Source organism: Zhongshania aliphaticivorans (assembly GCF_001586255.1).
In the GTDB taxonomy this organism is placed as follows: Bacteria; Pseudomonadota; Gammaproteobacteria; order Pseudomonadales; family Spongiibacteraceae; genus Spongiibacter; species Spongiibacter aliphaticivorans.
Map to the genome: position 1 here is coordinate 2,308,442 of NZ_CP014544.1, position 26,902 is coordinate 2,335,343.

Consider the following 26,902-nt stretch of genomic DNA (forward strand, 5'->3'; position numbering starts at 1 on the left):
GGCACATGATGCATGAGGTGAATTAAGTGATCACGTTCAAGCGGTACGACTGATCAGGTTCAGCGGAATACGCACACGCCACTACTAATGATGCAACACCGCTAAAATTAGCGATGTTGCTGGGCGTTTAATAGCTTTCGGGAAGTTTGCGCTTAATCACAATATGACGGCCTTCAACATCGATATATTCACCGATCGTCAGGTCTTTTAGAATTCGCGCCACCATTTCACGTGACGACCCTACCCGATCAGCAATTTCTTGTTGAGTAAGCTTTTCATCAATCCGCATACTGCCGTCATCACCCGCGGGCTGGGCCAGATTCGTCAACACTTTAACCACGCGGCCATAGACATCCTGTAAGGCCAAGCTTTTGACGTCATTGGTCAGCTTGCGAATACGACGAGTTAAGTTTTTATTGAGGATACGGGTAATATTGGGGTGCATATCCAATATCGCTTTGAAATCTTCTTTATAAACAATACGTACCTTGGTGGTTTCCATAGCACGCACTGAAGCTGAGCGCTTGTCGTCATCCAACAGCGCCAGTTCGCCAAAGTAGTCGCCATCTTCAAGAATATTAAGCACGAAATCTTTGCCGCTTTTATCGCTGCAATACACTTTAACCCGGCCCGACTCCACAACATAAAGGGAATCTGCAACGTCGCCCTCGTGAATCAAAACCGTGTTTTTGGCGAAGTCTCGCAACACACTGGTGTCGCGTAAAATTTGAATTTCTTCCGGCATCAGGCCGTCAAATAAATCGACGTTTTCGATACTCATTACCACATTCCCCAAGGACGATAAAACGTGGAGGTCACTATAGCATAGTTGCGTAAGTGGCTGTCTAGGCGGGTTTTACGCTGGAGGTGAGAAGCTTTATGCTGGACGGGAGATGGGAGACGCCGGGGCATTCGCTGCGCTCACTTGAATACCTGCTAACGCAGGCACTCGTTGCGGCGTCTTTTCTTAGCGTCTCCCGTCTCCCATCAAGCATCTCCCGTCACTCAGGCCGCATATGCGGAAACAACAACACATCGCGAATCGAGGGCGAGTCGGTGAACAGCATCACCAGGCGGTCGATACCGATCCCCTCACCCGCTGTTGGTGGTAGGCCGTATTCCAGCGCAGCGATGTAGTCGGCGTCGTAGTGCATGGCTTCGTCGTCGCCGCCGTCTTTCTCGGCAACTTGCGCCATAAAGCGCTCAGCCTGATCTTCTGGGTCATTAAGCTCCGAGAAGCCGTTAGCCAGCTCGCGGCCGCCGACAAAGAATTCAAAGCGGTCAGTCACAAAGGGGTTGCCGTCGCTGCGGCGCGCCAGTGGCGAAACTTCGGTGGGGTATTCGGTGATGAAGGTCGGCTGATCAAGCTTGTGCTCAACGGTCTCTTCAAAAATTTCAATCTGGATTTTACCCAGGCCCCAAGTATCTTTAACTTTAACACCAAGTTTTTCGGCAATCGCAGTGGCCTGGGCCATATCACTGAGCTGTTCAGCAGTGATCTCAGGGTTGTATTGCAGCACAGAATCAAACACTGACAAGCGGGTAAATGGCTTACCGAAATCGTATTCGCTGCCTTGGTAGTTAATAACCGTGGTGCCCAAAACTTCCTGCGCGGTATTGCGCAGCATGGCTTCGGTCAAGTCCATCATGTCTTTGTAATCGGCATAGGCTTGGTAGAATTCAATCATGGTGAATTCTGGATTGTGCCGAGTAGAAAGCCCTTCGTTGCGGAAGTTACGGTTAATTTCAAACACCCGCTCAATACCACCAACAACCAAACGTTTCAGGTATAACTCAGGCGCGATACGTAAATACATATCCATGCTCAGGGCATTGTGGTGCGTCACAAAGGGACGTGCGCTGGCCCCGCCAGGAATGACCTGCATCATTGGGGTTTCAACTTCGACAAAGTCTTTTTGCTGCAAGAAATTGCGGATAGAGCTGATCATTTTTGAGCGAATCGCGAAGGTACGGCGCGAGGTTTCGTTCATGATCAAATCGACATAACGCTGGCGATAGCGTGTTTCTTGATCCGTTAGACCATGGAATTTATCTGGCAAGGGCCGCAAAGATTTGGTCAGTAGCGAAGTCTCATGCATATTTACATAAAGGTCGCCCTTACCGGATTTATGCACGGGGCCGGTCGCCGAAATAATATCGCCAATATCCCAGGTTTTAATTTCGGTAATCAGCTCAGCTGGCAGGAGCTTTTTATCCACATAGACCTGAATACGACCGGTCATGTCCTGAAGCACCATAAAGGGCCCACGCTTAGCCATAATACGACCAGCGATACTGGCCTTGCGATCTAAGACCTCAAGCTCTTCTTTACCCTTCTCAGACAACTCATCTTGCAGGCGCTGGGCATAGTCTTCACGACGGAAGTGATTAGGGAAGGCATTGCGTTTTTCGCGAATCGCGCTCAGCTTGGCGCGACGCTCGGCGATTAAGCGATTCTCTTCCTGGGCCTGTTCTACTTCGTTGTGATTCTCAGACATTTTAAGTTCCTGGGTCGGGCGTCGGAGGTTTGACGTCGGACGTATTAAAAGCAGCGCGCTGCTTATTTGTATTTAAAAACTAGGCGCCGATCTCAGCGCCATACTTAACACTTGTGCGAACTACTCGTCAGACGTCAGACTTCCGACACCCGACCGGCCTTTACAGGCCGAACTTCAAACTTGCTTCAATAAACTGATCTAAATCGCCATCTAACACCGCATTGCAATTGCTGGTCTGCACATTGGTACGCAAATCTTTAATGCGCTGATCATCTAATACGTAGGAGCGAATTTGGCTGCCCCAGCCGATATCCGATTTGCTGTCTTCCAGCTCCTGCGCGGCGCTATTGCGCTTTTGCATTTCCAGTTCGTAGAGTTTTGCTTTTAGCATTTTCCACGCGCTGTCGCGGTTCTGATGTTGCGAGCGCTGGTTTTGGCACTGCACCACAATATTCGTCGGCACGTGAGTTAAGCGCACCGCCGAGTCGGTTTTGTTAATGTGCTGACCACCGGCGCCGCTGGCCCGATAGGTGTCGGTGCGCACGTCTGATGGGTTGATATCAATTTCGATATCGTCGTCAATCTCTGGCGATATAAAGACCGAACAGAACGAGGTGTGGCGGCGATTGCCTGAGTCGAAGGGCGATTTCCGTACTAGGCGGTGCACTCCCGTCTCGGTGCGCAGCCAACCAAAGGCGTATTCGCCCTGGATATGAATGGTCGCGCTTTTAATACCTGCCACTTCACCGTCTGACAGTTCCACCAATTCAGCTTTGAAGCCCTTGGCTTCTGCCCAGCGCAAATACATGCGCAAGACCATATTGGCCCAGTCCTGCGCCTCGGTGCCGCCAGAGCCAGACTGAATATCCAGATAGCAATTGTTTGGGTCCATCTCGCCAGAGAACATGCGTCGGAATTCAAGGGCGCCGAGGGAAGCTTCCAAGCGGTCGACATCGACCTGCATACCGCTGATGGTGTCTTCGTCACCCTCTTCAACCGCCATGTCCAAAAGTTCTTTGCAATCGGACACGCCGCTGTCTAATTCATCGATGGTCGCCACTACCGCTTCTAGCGCGGCGCGCTCGCGCCCCAGCTCTTGGGCGCGCTTAGCGTCGTCCCATACTTTCGGGTCGCCCAGTTCTAGCTCTACCTCAAATAAACGCTCTTTCTTGTTAGCGTAGTCAAAGATACCCCCGAAGCACGTCGGTTCTTTCGCTCATGCTTTTAAGGGACTGACGTATGGCATTGACTTCTAACATTGAAGATTATCCGGTATCACGTGGAAAGGGCGGCATTTTACCTGATGAGCCAGCTCCCGCAAAGCATCGTGGGGGCAATTACTCACAAGGGGCGATTAAGGAGCTCACAACGGGCGCAGATGTTCGACCATAAGCTGCAAAGACAGGCGCTCGCGAAACAGATTGCTGTCGAGCTTATACACTAGCTCGACGTATTCCGTATCGGGACTAGGCCACACGTCGGTATCAATATTAAAGGCGATGGCATCAAAAATTTGTTCACCGCCCTGCTCTGGCGCCAAGACCATTTTCAGATGCCGCGCGCCGACAATACGCTGCTGCACTAACCGAAAACGGCCGTGAAACAGCGGCTCAGGGAAGTTCTGCCCCCAAGGGCCGGCGCCGCGCAGCAATTCAGCCCGCTCTAAAGACAAATCCTCGGCAGTCAATTCACCGTCGCTATACACCGCAGCAGTTAATTGCTCTGGGCTAGTTAGCTCCGCCACAATGGCGTCAAAGGCCTCAGCAAAACGACTGTAATCTGCCTTGGCCAAACTCATGCCCGCCGCCATGGCGTGGCCACCAAATTTATTGAGCAAGCCCGGATGGCGCTTGGCGATTAAATCCAGCGCATCGCGCATATGGAGACCGGGAATCGAACGCGCCGAGCCTTTTATTTCATCTCCATCCGCGTCGGCAAAGGCGATGACTGGCCGGTGGTAACGGTCTTTAATACGTGAAGCAAGAATACCCACTACGCCTTGGTGCCATGTGGGATCGTAAAGACATATCCCGTTTGGCACCGCTGTGGGGTCTAGCTGCAAATGCGCTAGCACCCGCATCGCGTCGTCTTTCATGCTTTGCTCTATCGAGCGACGCTCGCGGTTTAAGTCGTCTAGCTCGGCAGCCAAACACAGCGCGGTATCGGCATCTTCAGTAAGCAAGCAGCGAATACCCAAACTCATATCATCTAGGCGACCCGCCGCGTTTAAGCGCGGGCCAATCGCAAAGCCCATGTCTGAGGCGACCAAACGCCCCGACTCTTTACCCGCAACCCGCAATAAGGCCTGAATACCAGGCCGACAGCGACCCGCGCGAATACGGCGCAAACCCTGCTCAACAAGAATGCGGTTTAGCTGCTCCAGCGGCACCACATCGGCCACAGTGCCAAGGGCCACCAAATCAAGAAATTCGGCCAAGTTAGGCTTTGCCCTTTCGGCGCTAAACCAGCCCCGCTGCTGCAATTCACTACGCAATGCCAGCAACACATAGAACATCACCCCTACCCCAGCCAATGATTTACCAGCAAAGGGGCAGCCGTGCTGATTGGGATTCACAATCGCGGCGGCTTGAGGCAGCGAATCACCGGGCAAGTGGTGATCGGTTACCAGCACCGGAATGCCCAGCTTTGCCGCAGCGGCAACGCCGTCGATACTGGAAATGCCGTTATCCACGGTAATAATTAAATCTGGCTGGCGCTCCGCCGCTACCGCGACAATTTCCGGGGTAAGGCCATAGCCGTATTCAAAGCGGTTGGGCACTAAATAATCGACATCCGCCGCGCCCAAGGCCCTTAAACCCAAGACTGCAAGACTGGTGCTAGTGGCGCCGTCGCAGTCAAAATCACCCACAATTAACAGACGATGCTGCTTCTCTAAGGCGTTGGCGAGCAAGGCGCAAGCATCACTCATGCCTTTCATTTCTGGCTTGGGTAAATGCTCTAAGCCAGATTCCAGATCAGCATCGCGAGACAAGCCACGGCTGGCGTAGAGTCTTTGCAGAAGGGTCGGCACTGCCGCAGAAAATTCTGCGGCGGCGGGTTCACGAAGGATTATCTTGGGAAAATCGCTCACGTAATCGAGGAACAGTTCATGCGCGAATATTCGCGGCAATCATTGCGTGCACGTCTTCCAACTTATTGTCGACGACCTCATAGCGCTCGTCCAAATCGAAGAGATCGCTCATGTGATGGGGTAGCGCTGGCGCTATGGGGTAGCCCGCCTTCATCACCGCTTCGGGGAATTTAGCTGGATGCGCGGTGGCCAAGGTGATCATTGGCGTAGCGGTATCACGACGGCATTCGCGGGCGGCCTTAACACCAATCGCTGAGTGAGGGTCGAGCAGATACTCATTGTTTTCATAAACCGAGGCGATCATAGCCACGGTTTCTTCGTCGTTAACGCCGTAGCTATCGAACAGACCACGTACTTTAGCAAACGCCGCATCAGGAATCGAAACGGTCTCGGTATTCATCTTGGTCATTAAATCATCGATGGCAGCGCCATCACGATCGTAGCAGTCGAACAACATCCGCTCGAAATTGCTCGATACCACAATGTCCATGCTCGGCGACAAGGTGTGCTGCAGCTCGTGTTTCTCGAACTTATTGCCACTAATAAAGCGATGCAGAATATCATTCTGGTTCGTCGCTACCACCAACTGCTCAATTGGCAGACCCATGCACTTTGCCAAATAACCGGCGTAGATATCGCCGAAATTACCGGTGGGCACCGAGAAACTCACCGAACGCTCTGGCGCACCAACGGCGTAAGCCGCATAAAAATAGTAAACGATCTGGGCCATAATCCGCGCCCAGTTAATCGAGTTAACTGCAACGAGTTGGCGACCTTCAGGTAAGAAGCTCTGATCGGCAAAGCTGGCCTTAACCATGGCTTGGCAGTGATCGAAGTGACCGCGCACCGCGATATTGTGGATGTTCTCGCCCACCACGGTAGTCATCTGGCGGCGCTGCACTTCTGATACCCGCTGATAAGGGTGCAGAATAAAAATATCGATATTGCTGCAACGCTTGCAGCCTTGGATCGCAGCCGAGCCAGTATCGCCCGAGGTCGCACCCATGATGACAACTTTCTGCTGACGACGCTCAAGCACGTAATCGAGCAAGCGACCCAACATTTGCAGAGCAAAATCTTTAAAGGCCAAGGTCGGTCCTTGGAATAATTCCAACACCCACTCGTTGCGATCTAACTGCACCAGCGGCGCAATCGCAGGATGACGAAAATCCACATAGGTATCGTCAATGATCGCTTTTAAATCGTCATCGGGAATGCAACCGCCGATAAAGGGCTGAATAATTTGAAACGCCAAATCGGTATACGACAAAGACGCCCACGACGCAATCTGCGCTTTGCTGTACTTGGGCAAAGACTCGGGCACATACAAACCGCCGTCCGGCGCGAGGCCAGTGAGCAGAACGTCTTCAAAATTCAGGGCGGGCGCTTTGCCGCGGGTGCTGATGTATTTCACGTGCTTTTAGCTCTCAATGTTCGTTAAATTATAGTAGTTAAACGCTTGATGGGAGACGGGAGACGCAAAAGCCGCACTGGCGTTTCCCGTCTCCCGTGCCGCGTAAAGCGGCCTTAACCCGCCAATGACTCCACTCTTATCCGAGTCACTTCACCCACAATGCTTTCCAAGCCTTCGATCTGGCTTACTGCAGCCGATAGTTTGGCTTCAATGGTGCGGTTGGTCAGGATAATCATCGGCACCAAGTTCGCGCCGTCGGCGGGTTCTTTCTGAATCAGAGCTTCAATACTGATGCCGCCGTCGCTGAGGATCTGCGCAACTTTAGACAATACACCGGGCTTATCTACTGCCGCCATGCGCAGATAGTAAGCGGTTTCTACGGCGTCGATGGGCAGAATCGGGTGAGCGCTCAGTGATTCAGTTTTGAACGACAAGTACGGTACGCGGCTGTTTTGCGAAGAGCTTAAGGTGCGCGCCACGTCGATAATGTCCGCGACCACCGCAGAAGCGGTCGGTTCGCCACCGGCGCCAGCGCCGTAATACAGGCTAGGGCCAACTGCGTCGGACTGCACCAATACTGCGTTCATTACGCCGTTTACATTGGCGATCAGACGCTTTTCAGGGATTAAGGTCGGATGAACCCGCAGCTCAATGCCTTCGCTCGTGTCACGGGCGATACCCAAGTGTTTGATGCGATAGCCAAGCTCTTCAGCATAGATCACGTCTTCTTGAGCAATACGGCTAATGCCTTCGGTGAAGACCTTGTCGAACTGCAATGGAATACCAAAGGCTAAAGAGGCAAGGATCACCAGCTTATGCGCGGCGTCGATGCCTTCTACGTCAAACGTGGGATCCGCTTCGGCATAGCCCAGCTCCTGCGCCTCTGCCAACACATCCGCAAAGTCACGGCCCTTCTCACGCATTTCAGAAAGGATAAAGTTACCAGTACCGTTGATGATCCCGGCTAGCCACTGGATTTTATTGCCCGCCAAGCCTTCACGCAGCGCCTTAATAATGGGGATACCACCAGCGACGGCAGCTTCAAAGGCCACGGTCACGCCCTTTTCTGTTGCTGCTGCGAAAATCTCATTGCCATGTTCAGCGATCAGTGCCTTATTCGCGGTGACCACGTGTTTGCCATTAGCAATCGCTTTTAAGACGAGTTCTTTGGCCACAGTGGTGCCGCCAATCAACTCCACCAGAATATCGATTTCGGGGTTTTCAGCCACGGCGAACACGTCGCGATTAATCGCCACGTCACCGGTGTCGCACTTGGGGTTGTCGCGACGCGAACCGATTTGCGCCACCACGATGTCGGCGCCAACCCGAGCAGAAATTTCTGCTGCATTGCGCTTCAATACCGCAAACGTACCGCTGCCCACGGTTCCTAAACCACATATTCCTACTTTGACCGAATCCACTATTGCTCCTTAAAAACATCAGGCAATATCTCGGGCGCTGAAAACCCGACAATACTGGGACTGGCACGGAAACTGTTACATTCCAAGCCGAAAGGAGTGCATTTTAGTCAAGCTGGGCCGCTAAGGCTATGGTCTGGGGGGATTCAGGGCGTTTTATTCTCGTGCAATGCCCTTTTAATACGGCAATACCGCTTTCTCGCCGGACAAAAACAAAAAAGGCCGCATCTGCGGCCTCTAAACTCAAAGAACTTAGATCGCGTAAATTTAGCCGTCAATACGCTCAATGATAATCGCTGGAGCCATACCGCCGGCAGCGCACATAGTCACCAGACCACGCTTAAGGCCGCGACGCTCCAATTCATCCAATAAAGTGCCGATCAAAATCGCGCCCGTTGCACCAATGGGGTGACCTAAGGCCATTGCGCCACCGTTGACGTTGACCTTGTCACGATCCAGCTTCAGATCGCGAATATACTTCTCGGCAACCACGGCAAAGGCTTCATTGATTTCAAACAAGTCGATATCGTCGATAGTCAAACCGGCTTTTTTCAGTACTTTTAGGGTTGCAGGCACGGGTGCGTTAAGCATTAAGGTTGGCGAGTCGCCCATATTGGCCATGGCCACGATTTTAGCGCGAGGCTTTAAACCGTGCGCTTTGGCGTATTCTGGCGAGGTCAGCAATAGTGCCGCTGCGCCGTCAACCACACCTGAAGAGTTACCACCGTGGTGAACGTGGCTAATTTTTAGATCTGGGTAGACCTTGTTTACAAGTCCAGCGTAGGTGGTGCCCGCTTCATCTAAGGGATAGTAAGCAAGCTCCGCAAAAGCAGGCTTAAGCTGTGCTAAACCTTCTAAGGTAGTGCTTGGACGGGGAAATTCTTCTTTATCCAAGGCCAGTGTGCCGTCTTCGCGATAAACCGGCACGAGGCTTTTATCGAAGTGACCGTTAGCGATTGCGTGGGCGGCGCGCTGCTGACTGGTAAACGCTAATTTATCCAAGTCTTCACGGCTAATGCCTTCCAGCGTCGCAATAGCATCACCACACACACCTTGATGCGGCTGGGGATGACTTTCTCGCAAACGAGTATTACCGGCATCCATAAACGGTGACATGCCCTGGCTATTCTCGCCGTAGGTAGACATCATTTCGGTGCCACCCGCAATGACCACGTCTTCCATGCCCGACATGATGCTGGCTGCGGCTAAGTTGACAACGGTGATGCCGGAACCGCAGAAGCGGTCTAGTGTTACAGCGCTTGAACGAACGTCGTAGCCCGCATCGAGTGCCGCCATACGACCTAAGTCACCACTCTGAGTACCGCGCTGGGCGCTAGTGCCCCAAATGATATCGTCAACATCGGCCGTGTTTAGATTATTGCGCTCAGCAATCGCCTTCAAAACGGTAGCGCCTAATTGCTGGGGATGAATGCCAGCTAATGAGCCCTTACCCACTTTACCAATGCCGCGAGGGGTGCGGCAGGCGTCAATTATCCATGCTTCTTTCATTTTATGACCTCATTTAGCCCCTGCGGGCAATTAGCAACCTTTCCAGTTGGGTGCGCGCTTTTCAGCGAAGGCCGTGGCGCCTTCGATTGCATCTTTACTGCTAAATACCGGATTAACAATTTCAGCTTGCTTAGGAAACATCTCGTCCTGCTGCCAATCCTGGGAGTCGATCACAACCTGCTTGCTCGCTATAACCGCCATTGGACCGTTAGCCGCAATTGTGCGTGCAAACGCTTTAGCACCTTCAAGGGCGCTACCGGCTTCCACTACCTTATTAACCAAACCTAATTCATAGGCGCGCTGGGCAGTAATAAAATCGCCAGTGAGCGCCATTTCCATCGCAATGCGCGATGGAATTTGACGCGGTAAGCGCATCAAGCCGCCAGCGGCTGCGGCCAAACCGCGCTTAGCTTCGGGAATACCAAACTTGGCGTTATCTGCAACAACAACAAGGTCACAGCTAATGGCAATTTCAAAACCGCCAGCCAATGCAAAACCTTCAACGGCAGCGATGAGCGGCTTCTTAGGCCCTTGCTCACACAAACCCGCAAATCCACGACCTTCTACAACCGGCATTTCACCGGTCACAAACGCTTTTAAATCCATACCGGCACAAAAGGTGTTATCGGCGCCAGTAATGATTGCAGCGCGAATTGCGTCGTTGCTGTCGAGTTCTTCCATTGCCGCAGCAATGCCTTTGGCAACGGCGAGGTTAACGGCATTTTTCGCTTTAGGACGATTAATTGTGACAACCATTACGCCATCTTCGACGCTTACTAATACTTCATCGCTCATTGAAAAGCCTCCAGGAGAATAAATGTTAGATTTCACTGAGAGCGCTTAGCGCCCATTAAAAACAGGACTACGTTTTGCCATGAACGCGGCAATTGCTTCGGCGGAATCCTCGCTGGCCAAGCACACATTTTGCGCCTTGGCTTCTCCAGCCACCGTTTCGTTAAATGACTGCGTAGCCGCATTACGAAGCAGTGATTTAGTTTCGCGCAAGGCAATTGGTGCACGCACGGCGAGCAGCCCTGCCCACTCTTGCGCTGTTTCCAACACTTTATCGGCATCGGCTAACTTAGTCACTAAGCCCACTTCAAGGCAGCCAGCTGCGTCGAGTTTGCCGCCTTCTGCAAGCAACTGAAAGCTGCGTTGATAACCCAAACGACGCAGCAAATTCCAGCTAGCGCCACCATCCGGCACCAAACCAACATTGCTAAACGCCATTACCATACCGGCATTATTCGCCATCACGGACAAGTCGCAATGCATGGCGATAGCCGCGCCGATACCCGCCATAACGCCGGGAATTGCGGCAATAACTGTTTGGTCCATGGTCTCAATCAAACGCAAAATTGGCCCGTACTCGTCCAGTATTTGGCGTTCTACAGTTTGCCCCGGCACAAGACCCTCGGTCAGATCCGCACCCGATGAGAAGCCCCGCCCCCTCGCCGCCAAAACCACAACCCGAATTGTAGGCATGGCGGCAACTTGGGTGAAACTGGCAAGCAACTCAGTACGCATCTGCCGATTAAATGCATTCAGCGAATCCGGCCTATTAAGATAAATAGTGGCAACATGGCCATCTACTGCAAGATCTACCACTGGCTTATCACTCATTGCCTGCTTGTCCTTTTTCGCTATCAAAACCCCGTGGCACACGGGGTCACACCTAACCTAATACTTAACGAGGCTGCATACGAATTGCGCCATCCAAGCGAATAGATTCACCGTTCATGTATTCGTTTTCAGCGATCATCACTGACAGGTGGGCAATTTCAGCTGGACGACCAAGACGCCGAGGATTTACCACGCTATTTTCCAAGGACTTGTAAGCTTCTTCTGGCAGAGTTTCAAACAAGGGCGTGTGGATCAAGCCAGGAACAATGGTGTTCACACGAATGCCGTATGAGGCCAAGTCGCGCGCCATTGGCAAGGTCATAGCAACAACACCACCTTTAGAGGCGCTATAAGCCAACTGACCGACTTGCCCCTCGTAAGCAGCCACCGACGCTGTATTTATAATGACACCGCGCGCATTTGCACCGTCATATGGCTCGTTTTTAGCCATTTGCTCGGCAGCCAAGCGCGCGACGTTAAAAGTACCAATCAAATTAACATTGATGACGTGTTTATAGGCGTCGAGTGGAAATGGCCCATTTTTACCCAGGGTTTTCACCGCATTGCCAATACCCGCATAGTTATTACAGATATGAATTGCGCCAAACTTGGCCATGACTTCAGCAATTGCTGTACTCACGGACTCTTCATCAGAGACGTTCACATTATGAAAGCTCACATTATCGGCGCCCAATTCAGCAACAATGGCGGCGCCGCGATCTGCGTTCATATCAAAAATAGCGACCTTGCCGCCTTTAGCCACGTAGGCGCGCACAGTGGCTTCACCTAAGCCTGATGCGCCACCAGTAACAATTGCAACTTTACCGTTAATGTCCATGAGTTTTCTCCTACTGTTGTGAGTGTGTAAGGTTAGGAATCAGCGCTTTTCAAAAATTGAGCGCGCTATAATTTCTTTCATGATTTCAGACGTTCCCGCCAAAATGCGACTAATACGCGCATTAGCGTAAAGATTACAAATTTCATATTCTTGCATATAACCGGCGCCACCATGTAATTGAACACCTTCATCGACCATCCGCCCTTCTACCTCTGAGCAGTATAGTTTAGCCTTAGATGCCGAGTCTGCCGTTAAGCGGCCATCGTTATGCTGGCTTACGCACTGATCAACAAACGCCTGGGCAACATCGAGCTCAGTGCGCATGGCGGCCATTTTAAAGCGGGTATTCTGCTGTTCCGACAGCGACTTCCCAAACGCTTTGCGGTCTTCCACAAATACCTTGGTTAACTCGAAGGCACTCTGTGCGGCGGCCAGTGAGATACAGGCCGTAATCAAGCGCTCTTCTGCCAAGCCCTGCATCAAGTGGTGCATACCCCGCCCCACCTCACCTAATACGTTTGCTTTGGGTATTTTAACGTCGGTGAAAAACAGCTCAGCCGTATCCTGCGCTTTCAAGCCCAATTTGTCTAAATTGCGGCCGCGCTCAAAGCCGTCCATGCCTGCCTCGACCAGAAACAAGGTCATTTCGCGGGGTTTTTCTGGATTGGTCTTGGCCGCCACGATTACCAGGTCGGCCAGAATGCCGTTGGAAATATAGACTTTAGAGCCATTTAGCACCCAATGGTCGCCTTTATCCTCAGCGCGCGACTTCATGCCAGCCAAATCACTGCCAGCGTCAGGTTCGGTCATCGCAATAGCGAGAATACAATCACCGCTAACGCAGGCAGGAATAAAGCGCTGTTGCTGCTCAGGATTACCAAAATGTTTTAAATACGGGGCAACCAAACGGCTATGGAGCGTGTGAAAAAGCCCAGCTTCGCCATAAAGGCCATCTTCTTCAATCATGATTTGTTGATAGCGAAAATCATTGATATCGAGACCGCCAAACTCCTCTGCAGCCCAAGTCAGCAAATAGCCCTGCTCACCCATTTTTTTAAATATCTCACGGGGAACAATACCCGCCTTGCGCCACGCATCCCGAAAAGGCGCAACTTCCTTATCCAAGAAGCGCCGGTATGCGTCGCGGAATTGATTCTGCTCTTCAGTAAAACAATCTCTTTGCATAGTAATCCCTGCGAATAAGCATTTAATTAAAGCGTATCGAGAAGCTCTGCCCGCAAGTCGGTAGAGATGATAGACACCCTAAAAATGTGCGGCTCATTCTGTGCCATAGCAGGCCAAGGGGACATGTCACTAGAGAACAAAAAAAATGACATTTTCTTACACTGAGGCGACAAGGCCTGCACATCTATGCGTATAAAAACCAAGGCGTACGGAGGGAGAAGAGGTGGCGGGAACTGGCTACGCCAGCCCGCCGGGCTACTACTTATGCTGCACTTGAAATAACAGGATCTTGCTCGGCGGTGTCTTCACCACCAAAGGCGTCTAATACCGCCGGAATGAATTTAGCAAATTCGCCGGTCATGATGTTGAAATCCACATCGAACTGTTCGGCGGCGCTATCGGCATTGGTTTCGCCTATTTTTTCTTGGACAAGGTCGCCAAAGCTCAAACGTTTGATCGTCAACTGGTCGTCAACAATAAAATCGATATCCCCTACCCAATGCAATGCCAATTTATTAACAAACATACCCGCTTGAATGTGATTATTAATCTCGGTGGAGCAAAGGTTTTGATTTTTGCAACGAATCACTGCGCTGTCGTCGGCCTTGTCGCGTAATTCACATTCGCCACCCAGCTCAAAGCCCTTGGGTGCGCTGCCATTGGTCAACCACTCGGTCATGGCGTGCTGAGCAACATTTTTTGCCTTAATCGGAATAACCGGCAGGCTGCCCAGCGATTCGCGCAATAAAACCATTAACTCTTCAGCCTTATTGTGCGAGCCCGCATCCACAATCAACAAACCCTCTTGGGGCGCAATATAGGCAAACACACGATTCGAGCGTGTAAATGCGCGGGGCAGCAGAGAAAAAATAATTTCTTCTTTTAGGTCTGTGCGTTCTTTGCGTCCGGGCCTGCGGTCTTCCTGAGATTTAATTTCTTCTAGCTTGTCAGCCAACACTTCATTAATGACCGCCGCGGGGAGAATTTTTTCCTGCTTTTTGGCGCAGACCATAATATAGCCGTTGGCACTGTGCACATATTGGCTACCCTGACTGCCCAGCGGCATGGTCCAGCCGTAACTAGAAGGATCTTGACTATTACAGGGTGAAAAGGCCATTTCGCCTAATTTTTGATCCACCTCATCTGCGGTGAGGGTAAATGGCTTGGTAAAACGGTATATAAGAAGATTTTTAAACCACATGTATCGCATTGCCTGTGTAACGATAAAAGAAAATGTTCGCCGTCATTGTAGTGCTTTATGACAAGGGAAAAACCAAGAACACAAAATTAATGGCAAATTTATGCCCAGCACTGTCACCGGCTACTGCGCCGCGCTCGCCGCAAACTCCCCTGCCATCTTGGCGCAGGCGGATTTACTTAAATAGCTTACGCAAACGGCGGCAAGGCGAGCATCAGGACGATTTTCGCACTGCCAAACATCATTATTGAAACTCTGACCATTCAGCTCACAGCGCCGCTCCGCCTCGTCAAGGAGGAGCTTTTGGCTTTGCGCCAACCACTTATCGATGTCTGCTTTCAATTTTAACTGCATTGACGCCGGCGTTTTCTCTTGGCCTCCAGCACTATGGCGCTGCCACGTGATAATCCGCGCCCGACTTTGGCGCTGCCAGCTCTGCCATAACTCACTCAAACCTGGTACTTGGCCATCCTGGGCAATGGCCTTGTTTTCACTTAAATCTGCTAACAACGCCTCTTTTAGCGTCGCAAGCGCGTCTGCCGACAAAATACTGCTGCCCAAAACTGCCGAAAAATGCTTATTCAAGCGTGTCACTTGCCATTCATAGCGACCGTTGATGCGGTCATACAGCTCTGCGCTCGGGAGTATCTCAGCCTCAGCCCCCAACTCGCCAAAACGTATGTATTTTGGCCCCTCATCATCAACCTGAATACCAATACCAATCGGTGTGCCAAGCAGATAACGCGCATAAAACCGCAGGTCGCCATAATGCAGCTGGCTTACATCACCGTGCCGAAGCCACTGGCCTTCGTACAGAGCATCGACACTAATCTCAACTTGACTAACCTCGCCGTGGTGATACAGCGTAAAGCGGTGAAAGGCGCCACTATTATCTAAGTCCGCGGCGGCAATCGCCAATACCGACGCCGGAAAATCCTCGCTCAAGGCATAAAACACCGCCTTATCACAATCGTAGGCATAGACGCTCAACAGCGCTTGCGGCGCAGTTAAATTAGGCATTATTTTGCAGTCACCCAAGATATCGACCTCGGTAAAACTACCCGGCTCGTAATAAAAATAATGAACCGGCTCCCCTGCTATTTGAAAATTAAAATACTGGCGCTCAACAACATACTGCCTGCCCTCGCTGCTGGTCGTCGATATTTTCACTATGCCCCTAGGCAATCCAGCTTGATAGCGAAGATCAACTTCAAACGGACCGGATAAAGGGCGACGAATCTTCACAAAAGCATGGCCTACCCCGGCTGGACTGATGTCTCGACGATATTGGGTATAGGTGTTTTCGCCCGCCATCGTCATACGCTGCGGCGCCTGAAAGGGGTGAAGCTCGCCATAAGCGGCCGCCCACTGACTGTCCTCAGCGCTTGCCAATATACGCTGCTCGGCATCAAGTATGACGAAACCACCGGCAAATCTGAGCTCATTCTCTTCAGGGTCTAAACTAAAATCGCCCGTTAGTAGCAGCTGCAGCCGCCCTCCTTGGCCGTCTTGGTAGGACTGCCGGAGCTCGCCCCGCAGCGGAAAGCCCGCCTCGTTAAATTTCCCACTAAAAACTGTATTAAGCTTATCTCCGTAGGTCACCGTACCTTGCCTAAATAAGCCACCGCGATATTCACCACTAAAAACCGGTGAGGGCTGGCCTTCGGCACTAAAACGGCGCTGTTCGGCATGATGCGCGCAGCCACTTATACCAAACACGAGCAGACATCCCCATAGAATGCTGCTGAGTTGCTTAATCATTTACGTCCCCATCACCCAAAAGTGCGCCTGAATAGTCGGTTTTAGCGCTAAACCATCATAACTCAAGCAGTTTAATTTGATTTGACCCAGTTCCCAGCTTTACTTTACAGGGCTGACCATGACATCTTCAGCACCGCAAATTAACAAGGGAATTCATTTCACAATGACAACAGCCTTAGTCAGTATTTTAGTCGCCGGAATCATCTGTCAGTGGTTGGCTTGGCGCTTCCGCCTCCCCGCTATTGTGCTGCTCGCCGCCTGTGGCTTAGTACTTGGGCCGATTAGCGGCTGGATTCAACCCGCTGTCGACTTTGGCACCGGCCTCACCGCCGTTACCTCGCTGTTTGTCGCAATCATCCTCTTCGAGGGCGGACTTAATCTTCAGTTCCATGAATTACGTGAAACAGCACAGGTAACCCGGCGCTTAACCTCTATTGGCGTTATTTTAGCGTGGGCAATCGGTATCGCCATGGCCCACTGGGTCGGTGGCCTGAGTTGGGCGGTATCAGCCTTACTTGGCGCCATATTGGTGGTCACCGGGCCAACGGTCATTATGCCCCTACTAAAACACGCCAAGCTCAACCGCCGCACGGCATCCTATTTGAAGTGGGAGGGCATTATCAATGACCCCATTGGTGTGCTATTGGCGGTACTGGTTTACCAATACCTACTTTACTCAGGCGAAGGCCCTGCCCTGCAATCGATTCTCGCCAGCCTCGGCTTAGCCCTCGGAGTCTCAATCGTGCTCGGCGGTGGCGTTGCCTATAGCTTGGGCTACGCATTTCGCCAGGGCTGGATCCCTGAATACCTGAAAGCACCCTCGATCATCGCTGCAGTGCTCGCGGTTTACGCCCTATCTGACCTCGCCCAACACGAATCAGGCTTACTGGCGACGACCTTAATGGGCGTGGTGATGGGCAATATGCGCCTGCGCAGCTTAGATGAAATGCGCCGTTTTAAAGAATACATCACCATTATTTTGGTCTCATTTTTGTTCGTGGTGCTCACCGCCTCTCTCACCATGGACTCAATACGCGCCATTCACTGGCAACTCATTGCCATGGTGCTAGGCTTTGTTTTTGTGGTTCGCCCCCTCGCCGTATTTCTTGCCACCATCCGCACCGACTGTAGCTGGCAGGATCGCGTGCTAATGGGGTGGATCGCCCCGCGCGGGGTTGTCGCCGCAGCGTCCGCTGGTGCTTTTGCCCCAGCACTCATTGATGCCGGATTCAGCGACGCCGAGTATCTGGTACCGGCGGTGTTTATGCTTATTTTCACCACTATCATCGCCCACGGCTTTTCCCTTGGCCCCCTCACCAAATTATTAAAACTGGGATCGGCTGGCAAAGGCCGAATTCTCATCGTTGGCGCCTCACCGTGGACCGTTGAACTGGCTAGCGCCCTGAAAAAAATAAACCAAGATGTGGTTATTGCCGATACAGAATGGGGGCGACTGCAATCTGCCCGCCAACAGGGAATAGACACGTGGTTTGGCGAGGTGCTGTCTGACTTGGCCGAGGAAGCCATGGCCCTAGACAATATTTACACCGTGCTGGCCGCAACAGGCAACAACCATTACAACTCAATGGTATGTAACCACTTTGCGCCCCACCTTGGCCGCCACCGCGTGTTTCAGCCCTACGACAGCGGCTATGAACGCCACAATCGCGTGGTGTCAGAAACTCGACGCGGCATTACCGCTTTCTCTGCCAATATTTCCTTTGCCGAGCTGTGGACCCGAATGATTCGTGGCTGGGGTATCCGCAAAACGATTATTACCGAGACTTACACCGAAAAAGACTTTTTGGCCAAGCTACCTGAAGATGCCGTGCGGCTTGCCATTATCCCCGAAAGCGGCAAACTGGAATGGCTAAGCCAAAAACCCCGTAAACTACAGCCCGGTGATACGGTCATCAGTTTTGTACCACCGGAGTCAAACGCCGAGGCCGTCGAGCCCGCCGTTTCGACCTAAGCTAATGACCTCAACCAGCTCCGTAACCTGGCTATTCAAGCGTTAAGTTCGCAGCGCACGCGCTGTGAGCTTGCCGCGACCAAAGACAGCTAGTATTTAGAAAGGAAGCCCTGTGTTTCTCGACCGGATTTCAAATAATCTTTTTAAACCCTTGGCATCAAAGAACGCTCGGCTCTACGGTATCGGGCTTCACGCCCTCTACAAACGACTAATTGAAAGCCAGGAAAGCGGAGACGAATGCACCCCCAAGGAAGCAAAAGACTTCATTCGGCGCGAACTATTTAATCAGTCGCAAACCATAGAATGGCAAGACGAAGATGAACTTATTGCCGATACCGACACAGATCTGGCCGGCCGAATTTACAATCGACTCAGAGATACCGACTGGCTAATAGAAATGGACGAAATCGGCTATCGCCGAATTACTTCCTTTCCGCCCGACGCTGCCCAATTGCTCAATGCGCTGTCCAGCCTCGGCGAACAAGGCGAACTCGATCTCGGCAGCATCTGCTTAGGGGTTTATTCCAGCTTAAAGAATGTGCTGGAATCACCCCGCGAAAATGCGCATCTAATTAGTTTTGCCGCAAAAAGTGCAAAGACTTTTTACGCAGAAGCTTCCGCATTATCGTTTACCACCCGCGAACTGGCCTACCGCATGCTTAATCAAAGCAAGAGTTCGGAGCAACTCGACACTTTCTTTAACATCTTCATCAACCAAGTTTTTACTCGCGACTACAAAACCCTGCACAGCAAGGACAACCCCTACCGCTTTCGCGGCCGAATACTGAGCCAGTCTGCCGAAATCGCCTTTGACAGCAGTGTATTAAGCGAAGTCGTAAACGGTATTCTCAGCACCAGAAACGAAGCCAGCGCCGAATCAATACAAGATGAAGTGCGTGCTGAGCTGCAGGCCATCACCAAAGTATTCACCAATATCCCCACACTGATGGAAGGCATGGAGCGCTACCGCCGGTCTATGACTCGCCGCACCAGAGAGGCCATTCGCTACTCATATCGGTCCACACCTGATATTGGGCGGCGCTTAGACGCCGTTATCGGTAAAATTGCTAGCTGCAGTGCAGAGCAATTTCCGGCGCCCCTTGTCGGCGACACTTTCTTAGCAGCCCACCGACTCTATGAGCGACCAGGGAAAAAGGACAAAGCTGAAGCCACAGCCCTATCTCGACCACCGCCACCACTTGAGCAAATCGCACGAGACCGGGCGTTCAAGGCTTATCTCCAGCGTCGCATGGACAACCCCGTTAGGCTCAAAAACTACTTAGAAAAAAACCTCGGTGACAACGCCAAAATAACGAGCTGCGATATGCAAATCGACAATCTTGACGATCTGTTGGCCTATCTTGAGGTCAGAAAATTAATGGCGGGCTCCCAATCGAAAGGCGGCAATTACGCCGCATTAGCACAGCAATTTAATGTTCAAATCAATCCCGGCCACATTACCGAAAACGAATATGTTATCGCCCCACAACTCGTAATCCAAAGGGTAGAAGGATGCTGAGAGAATTTGAAAAAATCGTCGACACCAATTCCAACGGCATCGACGCCGCAGAGCTTAAAGCTGTTGCCGCAAGACTGCGTGAACGGCAATTTATTTTCAAAGAAAGCCGTGCACTAGGACGTACTTATGACATTCTGGTCAGCCAGCAAGACTATTTCGAAGACCTCTTTGCCGCCTTTGGCGACGAGTTCTTTGTCGACAATCACTTTGGCTACTGCGGCATTATCCCCAAGGCCAACCGTCCCGGCCTCAATCAGCTAGAGACTATTTTTCTGCTTATTTTAGCCAAAATGCACGACATGGAATGCCGTAAAGCCCGCTCTGAAAATGGCCGCAGCCAACCTAGCGAAGCCATCTTGTTAGATGAATATTGCCTTGCTACCGGCAGAGAGAAGCCCAAGCCACGCGACACTAAATCCGCATTAGACCGCCTAAGAAAAGCCGGTGTGATCGAACTTGGCAAAGTCAATGAACTGTCTGAAATGCAAGAAATTACTATCCTGCCGTCCATCATGCGCGTGGTTAGCGCCAATTACCTCACCACACTAAGCGCCTTTACCGACAGCCCCGCAAGTGACGACGATCAAGACGAGGATGAATCAGAGACCGAAGCCGAGGACAGCCAATGAAAATAATTACCCACCGCCTCATGCGAATATCACTGGTTAACTGGTATCTTTTTGAAAGCGACGACCTCGATATCAATGGCGAGTCGATCATGCTTACCGGTAGCAATGGCGCCGGAAAATCCACCATTCTCGACGCCATTCAAACCATCCTAGCCGGCGCCGACGAAAACAAGCTGATGTACAACGCAGCGTCTTCAGATGGGCGAGGTTCAGGCCGCTCAATTCGCTCATACGCCCTTGGCGAAGTTACCGAAGATAGCGGCAGCAACGAAAAATGCGAGCCCAGGCAAGTTGCCAACACCTATATAAGTCTGTGCTTCCAAAAGCCAAACGGCGCCTACTACAGTTTTGGCTGCGCATTCTATGCCCGACAAGATCGCAGCAGCATCGACAAATACCTATTTTTAATTGACGGCTACGCCCTCTCAGCAAGCGACTTTTTACAAGACCAATCGGTATTGCCCTTCAAAGACTTTCAGCAACGCTTAGCCAGTATGCCCGGCAAAGCCACCGTTAGCGCAACCTCAACCGAGTTTCGCGATCAGGCCTGCGTCATGATGTCGGCCATGGGCGCTCATGCGGCTATTTCGCCAGATGTGCTATTTCGCACTATCAGCCAGGGTTTGCGTTTTCAACCGCAAAAAAACGTAACCGAATTCATCCGCAATCACATTCTGCCGAGTAAAAATATCGATGTGGTTCGAATCGAAAACGATTACCGGCAATACAAAGATATTCTGAAGGACATCCAAAACGCCAAAGACCGTCTTGTTCGATTCAACGCTATCATCAAGCACTTTGACGCCTACAAAAGTCACTCTATAAAATCAGTGGCCTGTGAATGGGCATCGCGGGAAGCGCAAGTCTGCAAGGCCGACTTACGCTTAGAGAGCCTAGAAGAACAGCGCGACACGACGGTCACCGAACAACGGCATGAAGATACGCAATGCGCTGAATTAGAAGACAAGCTCACCAAGCTTGCGTCAACGCGCGACCAAGCACTGACAGACAAAAATGATTCCGACTTAGCGGCTAAGATCGCCCTTTATCGCGAGCGTCTTGATCGCGTCAACACCGACATCAAGCCGTTGACGACCATCTTAAATGAATGTCGGCGCAGCTTGAGTGCGATAGAGGCAATCCCGCTAAGCAACGGCATTGACGCCGCCAATCGCACTGAACTCCAAACCGTAATTAACGACATTCAAGCCTGCACAGCCTTCGCCAAAGAAGATGTTTTTAATACGTGGCCCCAGAGTAAGGCGACGCTCAAGCACACCTTTGCTGCCGTCGAAAAACTCGCTACACCGTTAACCAGCCTAACCCAAAGGGTGAGTGATTTAGACCGTAAAAACAGCGAGTACCAGAGCACAATCCAATACCTAACTGACGTTCACAAAACCCTTAAAGCGGGCCAAGCGAGTCTCAAACCACAAACCCAGGCCGTCATCCAGCTCCTCAAAGCCCATGATATTCAGGCAAGTCCAGTGTGTGATATGGCAGAGATCAGTTACGGCGAATGGCAGGAGGGAGTCGAGCGCTTTTTAGGTGTTTGGAACCGCGAGGCCTTGTTGATCGTCAATCCCGACGGCGAACCCGTCGACACGCCTACGCTTGAACGCGCACTCGCCATTTACCGCCGGGAGAAGAACACCAACCCGCGTTTGCGCGCGGTAAAATTATTAAATCCGGGAAAAATTCGTGCACCGAAAAACACCCCAAAAAGCGGTACCGCCGCAGCCCTGATCGAGTCCGACAATGTCGTTGTGCGCAATTATCTGCAAGGGCTACTGTACGATGTTGAGCTGGTTAACACCGAGGGCGAATTGCGTCAGTGCCACCGAGGCATCACCAAAGATGGTATGACCGCCGCAAACGGCACCATCAGCGGCGGCAATACCATTGAGTTTATTTTGTTTGGCCAAGCCGCGCGCCAGTCACAAGCAGAAAAGCTCCATCAAGATCTTGTTAATACCTTGCAAGAACACACTAAGGTCAAAGACCTGTTAGGCCCGCTCAAAGACATTAGCAACGAGCTAAGCCGCCACAAAACCGAACTACTAAAACAGCAAGACCAGACAATCGCGAGCTTCAGCACCCTTCAGCAGCTAAAAAAAGACGCCCAGCATTTTCAAGACTTAATAAAAGAACTGGAAGCCGACGACAGCTTTGCCGCACTTGAACGCCGCTTTATTGCAGCAGACAAGGCCTGCACAGAATGTCGCAGTGCCATGGCGACAGCCCAGCAGCGGCGCGGCGAATTGCGCATGCAACTGCAGGAAATTGAGCGAAGTATCCCGCCATTAAAAGATGAAATCGGCAAGGCTGCTACCGCCCGCGCCACCATTGAGTCACAGCCATTTTTTGACCAGCAGGCCTCCTCGGCGATGTTTGAACAATTGGCAGAAAAGTATAATGAAGACTTCGACACTATTCAGAATGACGCCTTCGCCAAGGCGAGAAATCAGGAGCGCAAGGCGACCGAAGCGAAAGAAAATGCCAACCTAGAACTCAGTGAACTTGTGCATCGTCACGACTTGGAAGACAAGACTGAGCTAGTCGCCCTACCACCGCTTGACGCACTCAGCCGCTGCAGGGAATACGCCGACGCCATTGAAAAATCTGAGATCGCCGTACACGAGCACATTGCGGCAGAAACCCGAGAGATGATGATTCAGCATTTCCGCAGCGAAATCGCCTCAAAGCTAAAAGACAATATGACCGGCTTGCAAGGCACCTTCGACACCTTAAACAGCGCACTCACCCACTTGCACTTTAACAATACCCGCTTCAAATTCACCTCTCAGCTCGTTGAGATTGACACCCTCAAAGACGTGTATGCTTACGTCACGTTACCCGACGAAAGCCATATTCCCGGCGGACTCTTTGACGACGCGCAAGATCACCCAGGTTTAACGATCATTGAGGAAGTCATTACCGATGGGCGCCTGCATGAGATTGCCGACTACCGCAATTTTTTCAGCTTTGACATCCAGACAATCGACACCGAAACCGGTGCCAAGCGCCGTTTCTCAGACCTATTGAAAACCGGATCGGGAGGCGAACAGCAATCGCCATTTTACGTGGCCTTAGGCGCGTCGTTTATGAACGCCTACAAGCTTCGCAAGCAAGGTGACAGTGGCGTTATTGGCGGCGCCTCTTTGGCTATTTTTGATGAAGCCATGTCAAAAATGGACAGTGTGAACACCGCCGCTGCTCTCCAGTTCTTTCAAAGTCTTGGCCTCCAGATTATTCTGGCCGCGCCACCTGAAGCCTCGGTAAAAATCGCCCCCCATATTGACCGCACCATCACGGTAATCAGAGCAAATTCTCAGGTGTTTCTGGATAATCACCGCCATACCGACGCAGCAAAACTGTTGCTGGAGAGTGACAATCCGATTATTCACCCCGAGCTGGCGAATACCTTTATGGCTGCCGTGGAGCAAGAATTTGGACGCTAACCCCCTCGCCCACAGCCTCTTGCTGCAATGTCTGAAACGGCTAAACAAAACGAGTGCGCTGGTGTGCGAAGGCAAAATCAATATTACGCCCAGAAGTCATAACGACTACCTCACGGCCTCAACCCCCGATCGGCTAGCCGCCCACGACTATTTAAATGCGCTCGCGAGGCAAGTTCCCCAGCTTCAGATTTGTTACCACGCCGAGGGCTTTGACGAAATACCAATACTCAAGAGTATCGTCATCGGCAATACCCGCGCCGTGCTAAAAGCCCTAAATATTGACGTCCTCGCGGAGGTCATTGAAGCTGACATACAGTTGCTGCAAACCCAGCTTCAAACGGCCCCGAGCTGGCTTCAAGACGCATTTCGCGAGCTTGCTGACACGTGGCGAAATAGCAAAAGCATTCATCGCTTTTCAAATAATCGCAAAGACGCCCTGCTTCTCGGCATTCGCTTTGCGAGCTGGCTAGCCGCGCAAGACAATTTGAATATCGATTTTCGAACCGCAAGTGTAAAGGCCTTCGGCGACTCTAAAACCTTAGAAAACAATCTCCCCGCTATCACCGACGTTTTAATATTGAGTGGCCGCCACGATCTAAGTATCGCGTACAGCCACGCTGAGATCTTGGCTGAATGGGGCGTCAGCAAATTTTCCCCGCTGTTGCGCATCCGTGGCAAGTGCCGTCTAGAGCTGCGCAATTCAGCAATTTCTACACTGGGCGCCACGCCTTATATTGCCATGCCGCTTGAGCAATTGACGGCTATATCCCTTGCCAGCCCTAGTCCTTATATTTTGTTGATTGAAAACTTAAGCAGTTTTGAACGCTATTGCCGAGAAATCGACGACGACGGCGTAATCATTTACACCTCTGGCTTCCCGCCAAGGCAATGGATCGCACCAGTGCAGCGCCTCATTGCAGCCGTTCAGTGCCCGGTATACCACTGGGGCGACATAGATCTTGGCGGCTACCAAATACTCGCCCACCTAGATCGCCAGCTTGACGGAAAAGTGATTCCCTTTCGTATGTTTAACGAGCCAGCATCAAATGAAAATAGAATAGATTTAAAGGCACTCACCGATACCATAGCGGCAGCAAGCAATTCGCATATCAGCCACCTTCACAAGCTTATTAGCGAAGCGCTCAAGCAAAATAAGGTCGTCTGCAGCGTCGAGCAGGAATCTCTTGACCCCGTGTCGCCCTTACACTTTGCATGACAGGCCATAAACCCGCATCGACATTTTCAACAATTAACGGTAAAACAAGCTACATCTAGCCAGCCTACGCATAATATAAACACGAGGAGCTCGTTATGAAATCACTTCGCACCCCCGACAATTGCTTTAGCCATTTGGCCGACTACGACTTTACGCCAAACTATATCCATGTTGACGACACCGAGGGCGGCAGTTTGCGCCTGCACTATGTTGATGAAGGCCCAAAAGATGCACCGCCGATTTTGCTGATGCACGGTGAGCCAACGTGGAGTTACCTATACCGCAAGATGATTCCAGGCTTGGCTGCAGCAGGGTTCCGAGTTATCGCCCCAGACTTAATTGGCTTTGGCCGTTCAGACAAACCAAGCGAGCGCAGTGATTACACCTACCAGCGTCACGTAGATTGGCTCCGTGCACTGTTAGATGAACTCGACTTACAAGACATCACCCTGTTCTGCCAAGATTGGGGCGGACTGATTGGACTGCGCTTACTGGCCGAAGAAAATAACCGTTTTAGCCGCTGCGTCGCCGCAAATACCATGCTGCCCACAGGCGACCACCACCCTGGCGATGCCTTTGTGCAGTGGCAGCAGTTGTCTCAGAACATTCCTATTTTCGCTACAGGTAAGATCATTGCTGGCGCCTGTGTTAAGCCCGTAACGGCCGATACGATTGCCGCCTACGATGCGCCCTTCCCTGACGAAAGCTACAAAGCGGGCGCTCGGCAATTTCCCATGTTAGTACCGATTTCCGCAGATGACCCAGCCGCGATTCCCAACCGGCGCGCATGGGAAATTTTAAGCAAAATGCAAAAGCCGTTTTTAACCGCATTCAGTGATAAAGACCCAATTACAAAAGGCGGTGACGCAATTTTCCAGAAAAGGATTCCCGGCTGTAGGGGCCAAGCCCACACAACGATTACAGATGGCGGGCATTTTTTACAAGAAGACCAAAGCGAACGCTTGGTTCAGGTAATTTTGGAATTTATTACGGCGACACCCCAAAACTAAAAAGCCGAGGGAGAATCAACTCCCTCACTTTTTACGTCTAGCTTATTAAAGCGCCATAAAATCGGGCACATTAAACACCCAACTCTTCTCTTCTTTACGCTCGCTAATACGCCAACCTGCATCGGTGCGGCGATAGCGATCAACATACCAAAGCCCAAGCATAAATACCTGAGTCTCTTCACCAAGTGGCATTTCCATCGGGTTAAAGCACATCACACGGCCACTGGCGGTATCGCCAGTTACCGTGATTTGAATATTGGCGTTCAGGTGCTGGGTGGCACTAAAGGCGGGCAGCGCCTCTTTCAGAAAGTCGATGGTACTTGATAAATCACCAACCGTGCCACCAAACGCGCTGTAATCGATATGGGCGTCAGGGGTAAAAATGTCCGTTAATTCCAGTGCCGCTTTACGATCAATAATATCGGCGTAGTGATACAGCATGTCTTGGATCTCAAATCGATCTGACATTTCCTGTAAAGATAGGGCCATGGTACATCTCCTTGTTAAGGTTTTTATTGTTGTTTTAATACTATACTGATTGACCTATAGCCCTATCGCGA

At 51.4% G+C, this 26,902-nt stretch carries 20 protein-coding genes; 6 read left to right on the forward strand and 14 right to left on the reverse strand.

Annotated features, from left to right (window positions below; genetic code table 11):
- Nucleotides 1–127 precede the first annotated feature (127 nt).
- The 13 genes from AZF00_RS10270 to AZF00_RS10330 form a co-directional block, all read right to left on the reverse strand.
- Nucleotides 128–781, reverse strand: a complete 654-nt coding sequence (locus AZF00_RS10270) for a Crp/Fnr family transcriptional regulator (RefSeq protein ID WP_008249757.1) — start codon at nt 779–781, stop codon at nt 128–130.
- A gap of 220 nt (nt 782–1,001) precedes the next feature.
- Complete coding sequence (lysS, locus tag AZF00_RS10275; protein ID WP_008249755.1) at nt 1,002–2,498, reverse strand: lysine--tRNA ligase; 1,497 nt, start codon at nt 2,496–2,498, stop codon at nt 1,002–1,004.
- Nucleotides 2,499–2,658: 160 nt separating this feature from the next.
- Nucleotides 2,659–3,757, reverse strand: a protein-coding gene (gene prfB, locus AZF00_RS10280; RefSeq protein ID WP_143829386.1) for a peptide chain release factor 2 whose coding sequence is annotated in 2 segments (ribosomal slippage) — nt 2,659–3,681 and nt 3,683–3,757 — 1,098 coding nt in all. Because the reading frame shifts where the segments join, the coding sequence is not laid out codon by codon here.
- A 104-nt stretch (nt 3,758–3,861) separates the two neighbouring features.
- A complete protein-coding gene (gene recJ, locus AZF00_RS10285) occupies nt 3,862–5,589 on the reverse strand; it encodes a single-stranded-DNA-specific exonuclease RecJ (RefSeq protein ID WP_050985203.1) in 1,728 nt (575 codons plus the stop codon).
- Nucleotides 5,590–5,605: 16 nt separating this feature from the next.
- Nucleotides 5,606–7,003, reverse strand: coding sequence for a threonine synthase (gene thrC, locus AZF00_RS10290; RefSeq protein WP_008249750.1), 1,398 nt, complete (start codon nt 7,001–7,003; stop codon nt 5,606–5,608).
- Between the two features lie 113 nt (nt 7,004–7,116).
- Complete coding sequence (locus AZF00_RS10295) at nt 7,117–8,424, reverse strand: homoserine dehydrogenase (protein WP_008249748.1); 1,308 nt, start codon at nt 8,422–8,424, stop codon at nt 7,117–7,119.
- 264 nt (nt 8,425–8,688) lie between these two features.
- Complete coding sequence (locus AZF00_RS10300) at nt 8,689–9,930, reverse strand: acetyl-CoA C-acetyltransferase (protein ID WP_008249746.1); 1,242 nt, start codon at nt 9,928–9,930, stop codon at nt 8,689–8,691.
- A 30-nt stretch (nt 9,931–9,960) separates the two neighbouring features.
- Nucleotides 9,961–10,725: a crotonase/enoyl-CoA hydratase family protein gene (locus AZF00_RS10305; RefSeq protein WP_008249744.1), complete on the reverse strand. Its 765-nt coding sequence runs from the start codon at nt 10,723–10,725 to the stop codon at nt 9,961–9,963.
- Nucleotides 10,726–10,770: 45 nt separating this feature from the next.
- Nucleotides 10,771–11,553 (reverse strand): enoyl-CoA hydratase/isomerase family protein, encoded by a 783-nt coding sequence (locus AZF00_RS10310; RefSeq protein WP_008249742.1) that lies wholly within the window; start codon nt 11,551–11,553, stop codon nt 10,771–10,773.
- Between the two features lie 64 nt (nt 11,554–11,617).
- On the reverse strand, nt 11,618–12,391 hold the full coding sequence (locus AZF00_RS10315; protein ID WP_008249740.1) for an SDR family NAD(P)-dependent oxidoreductase: 774 nt from the start codon (nt 12,389–12,391) through the stop codon (nt 11,618–11,620).
- Nucleotides 12,392–12,430: 39 nt separating this feature from the next.
- Nucleotides 12,431–13,576, reverse strand: a complete 1,146-nt coding sequence (locus AZF00_RS10320) for an acyl-CoA dehydrogenase family protein (protein ID WP_008249738.1) — start codon at nt 13,574–13,576, stop codon at nt 12,431–12,433.
- 262 nt (nt 13,577–13,838) lie between these two features.
- On the reverse strand, nt 13,839–14,777 hold the full coding sequence (gene rdgC / locus AZF00_RS10325) for a recombination-associated protein RdgC (protein ID WP_008249736.1): 939 nt from the start codon (nt 14,775–14,777) through the stop codon (nt 13,839–13,841).
- Between the two features lie 120 nt (nt 14,778–14,897).
- Nucleotides 14,898–16,535, reverse strand: coding sequence for a hypothetical protein (locus AZF00_RS10330; protein ID WP_008249734.1), 1,638 nt, complete (start codon nt 16,533–16,535; stop codon nt 14,898–14,900).
- A 163-nt stretch (nt 16,536–16,698) separates the two neighbouring features.
- On the opposite strand from AZF00_RS10330, the gene AZF00_RS10335 reads away from it, so the two are divergent.
- The 6 genes from AZF00_RS10335 to AZF00_RS10360 all read left to right on the forward strand — a co-directional run bounded on the left by AZF00_RS10335 (nt 16,699) and on the right by AZF00_RS10360 (nt 26,342).
- On the forward strand, nt 16,699–18,507 hold the full coding sequence (locus AZF00_RS10335) for a cation:proton antiporter (RefSeq protein WP_008249732.1): 1,809 nt from the start codon (nt 16,699–16,701) through the stop codon (nt 18,505–18,507).
- A gap of 112 nt (nt 18,508–18,619) precedes the next feature.
- Nucleotides 18,620–20,026, forward strand: coding sequence for a Wadjet anti-phage system protein JetA family protein (locus AZF00_RS10340; RefSeq protein WP_040803140.1), 1,407 nt, complete (start codon nt 18,620–18,622; stop codon nt 20,024–20,026).
- Nucleotides 20,020–20,655, forward strand: coding sequence for a DUF4194 domain-containing protein (locus AZF00_RS10345; RefSeq protein WP_008249730.1), 636 nt, complete (start codon nt 20,020–20,022; stop codon nt 20,653–20,655). The genes AZF00_RS10340 and AZF00_RS10345 overlap by 7 nt, the downstream gene beginning before the upstream one ends.
- Nucleotides 20,652–24,116: an SbcC/MukB-like Walker B domain-containing protein gene (locus AZF00_RS10350; protein ID WP_008249728.1), complete on the forward strand. Its 3,465-nt coding sequence runs from the start codon at nt 20,652–20,654 to the stop codon at nt 24,114–24,116. The genes AZF00_RS10345 and AZF00_RS10350 overlap by 4 nt, the downstream gene beginning before the upstream one ends.
- Nucleotides 24,106–25,332 (forward strand): Wadjet anti-phage system protein JetD domain-containing protein, encoded by a 1,227-nt coding sequence (locus tag AZF00_RS10355; RefSeq protein WP_008249726.1) that lies wholly within the window; start codon nt 24,106–24,108, stop codon nt 25,330–25,332. The genes AZF00_RS10350 and AZF00_RS10355 overlap by 11 nt, the downstream gene beginning before the upstream one ends.
- Nucleotides 25,333–25,427: 95 nt before the next feature.
- Nucleotides 25,428–26,342, forward strand: a complete 915-nt coding sequence (locus AZF00_RS10360; RefSeq protein WP_008249725.1) for a haloalkane dehalogenase — start codon at nt 25,428–25,430, stop codon at nt 26,340–26,342.
- Between the two features lie 45 nt (nt 26,343–26,387).
- Here the strand turns inward: AZF00_RS10360 and AZF00_RS10365 are convergent, their stop codons facing one another.
- Nucleotides 26,388–26,831 (reverse strand): nuclear transport factor 2 family protein, encoded by a 444-nt coding sequence (locus AZF00_RS10365; RefSeq protein WP_008249723.1) that lies wholly within the window; start codon nt 26,829–26,831, stop codon nt 26,388–26,390.
- Nucleotides 26,832–26,902 lie beyond the last annotated feature (71 nt).

Bases quoted from the DNA above. Each gene is read 5' to 3' on its own strand.
- rdgC (WP_008249736.1), bottom strand. From the start codon at position 14,777: ATGTGGTTTAAAAATCTTCTTATATACCGTTTTACCAAGCCATTTACC.
- AZF00_RS10365 (WP_008249723.1), bottom strand. From the start codon at position 26,831: ATGGCCCTATCTTTACAGGAAATGTCAGATCGATTTGAGATCCAAGAC.
- AZF00_RS10345 (WP_008249730.1), top strand. From the start codon at position 20,020: ATGCTGAGAGAATTTGAAAAAATCGTCGACACCAATTCCAACGGCATC.
- AZF00_RS10300 (WP_008249746.1), bottom strand. From the start codon at position 9,930: ATGAAAGAAGCATGGATAATTGACGCCTGCCGCACCCCTCGCGGCATT.
- AZF00_RS10330 (WP_008249734.1), bottom strand. From the start codon at position 16,535: ATGATTAAGCAACTCAGCAGCATTCTATGGGGATGTCTGCTCGTGTTT.
- AZF00_RS10350 (WP_008249728.1), top strand. From the start codon at position 20,652: ATGAAAATAATTACCCACCGCCTCATGCGAATATCACTGGTTAACTGG.
- AZF00_RS10305 (WP_008249744.1), bottom strand. From the start codon at position 10,725: ATGAGCGATGAAGTATTAGTAAGCGTCGAAGATGGCGTAATGGTTGTC.
- AZF00_RS10270 (WP_008249757.1), bottom strand. From the start codon at position 781: ATGAGTATCGAAAACGTCGATTTATTTGACGGCCTGATGCCGGAAGAA.
- AZF00_RS10360 (WP_008249725.1), top strand. From the start codon at position 25,428: ATGAAATCACTTCGCACCCCCGACAATTGCTTTAGCCATTTGGCCGAC.
- AZF00_RS10315 (WP_008249740.1), bottom strand. From the start codon at position 12,391: ATGGACATTAACGGTAAAGTTGCAATTGTTACTGGTGGCGCATCAGGC.
- AZF00_RS10320 (WP_008249738.1), bottom strand. From the start codon at position 13,576: ATGCAAAGAGATTGTTTTACTGAAGAGCAGAATCAATTCCGCGACGCA.
- lysS (WP_008249755.1), bottom strand. From the start codon at position 2,498: ATGTCTGAGAATCACAACGAAGTAGAACAGGCCCAGGAAGAGAATCGC.
- AZF00_RS10310 (WP_008249742.1), bottom strand. From the start codon at position 11,553: ATGAGTGATAAGCCAGTGGTAGATCTTGCAGTAGATGGCCATGTTGCC.
- AZF00_RS10335 (WP_008249732.1), top strand. From the start codon at position 16,699: ATGACAACAGCCTTAGTCAGTATTTTAGTCGCCGGAATCATCTGTCAG.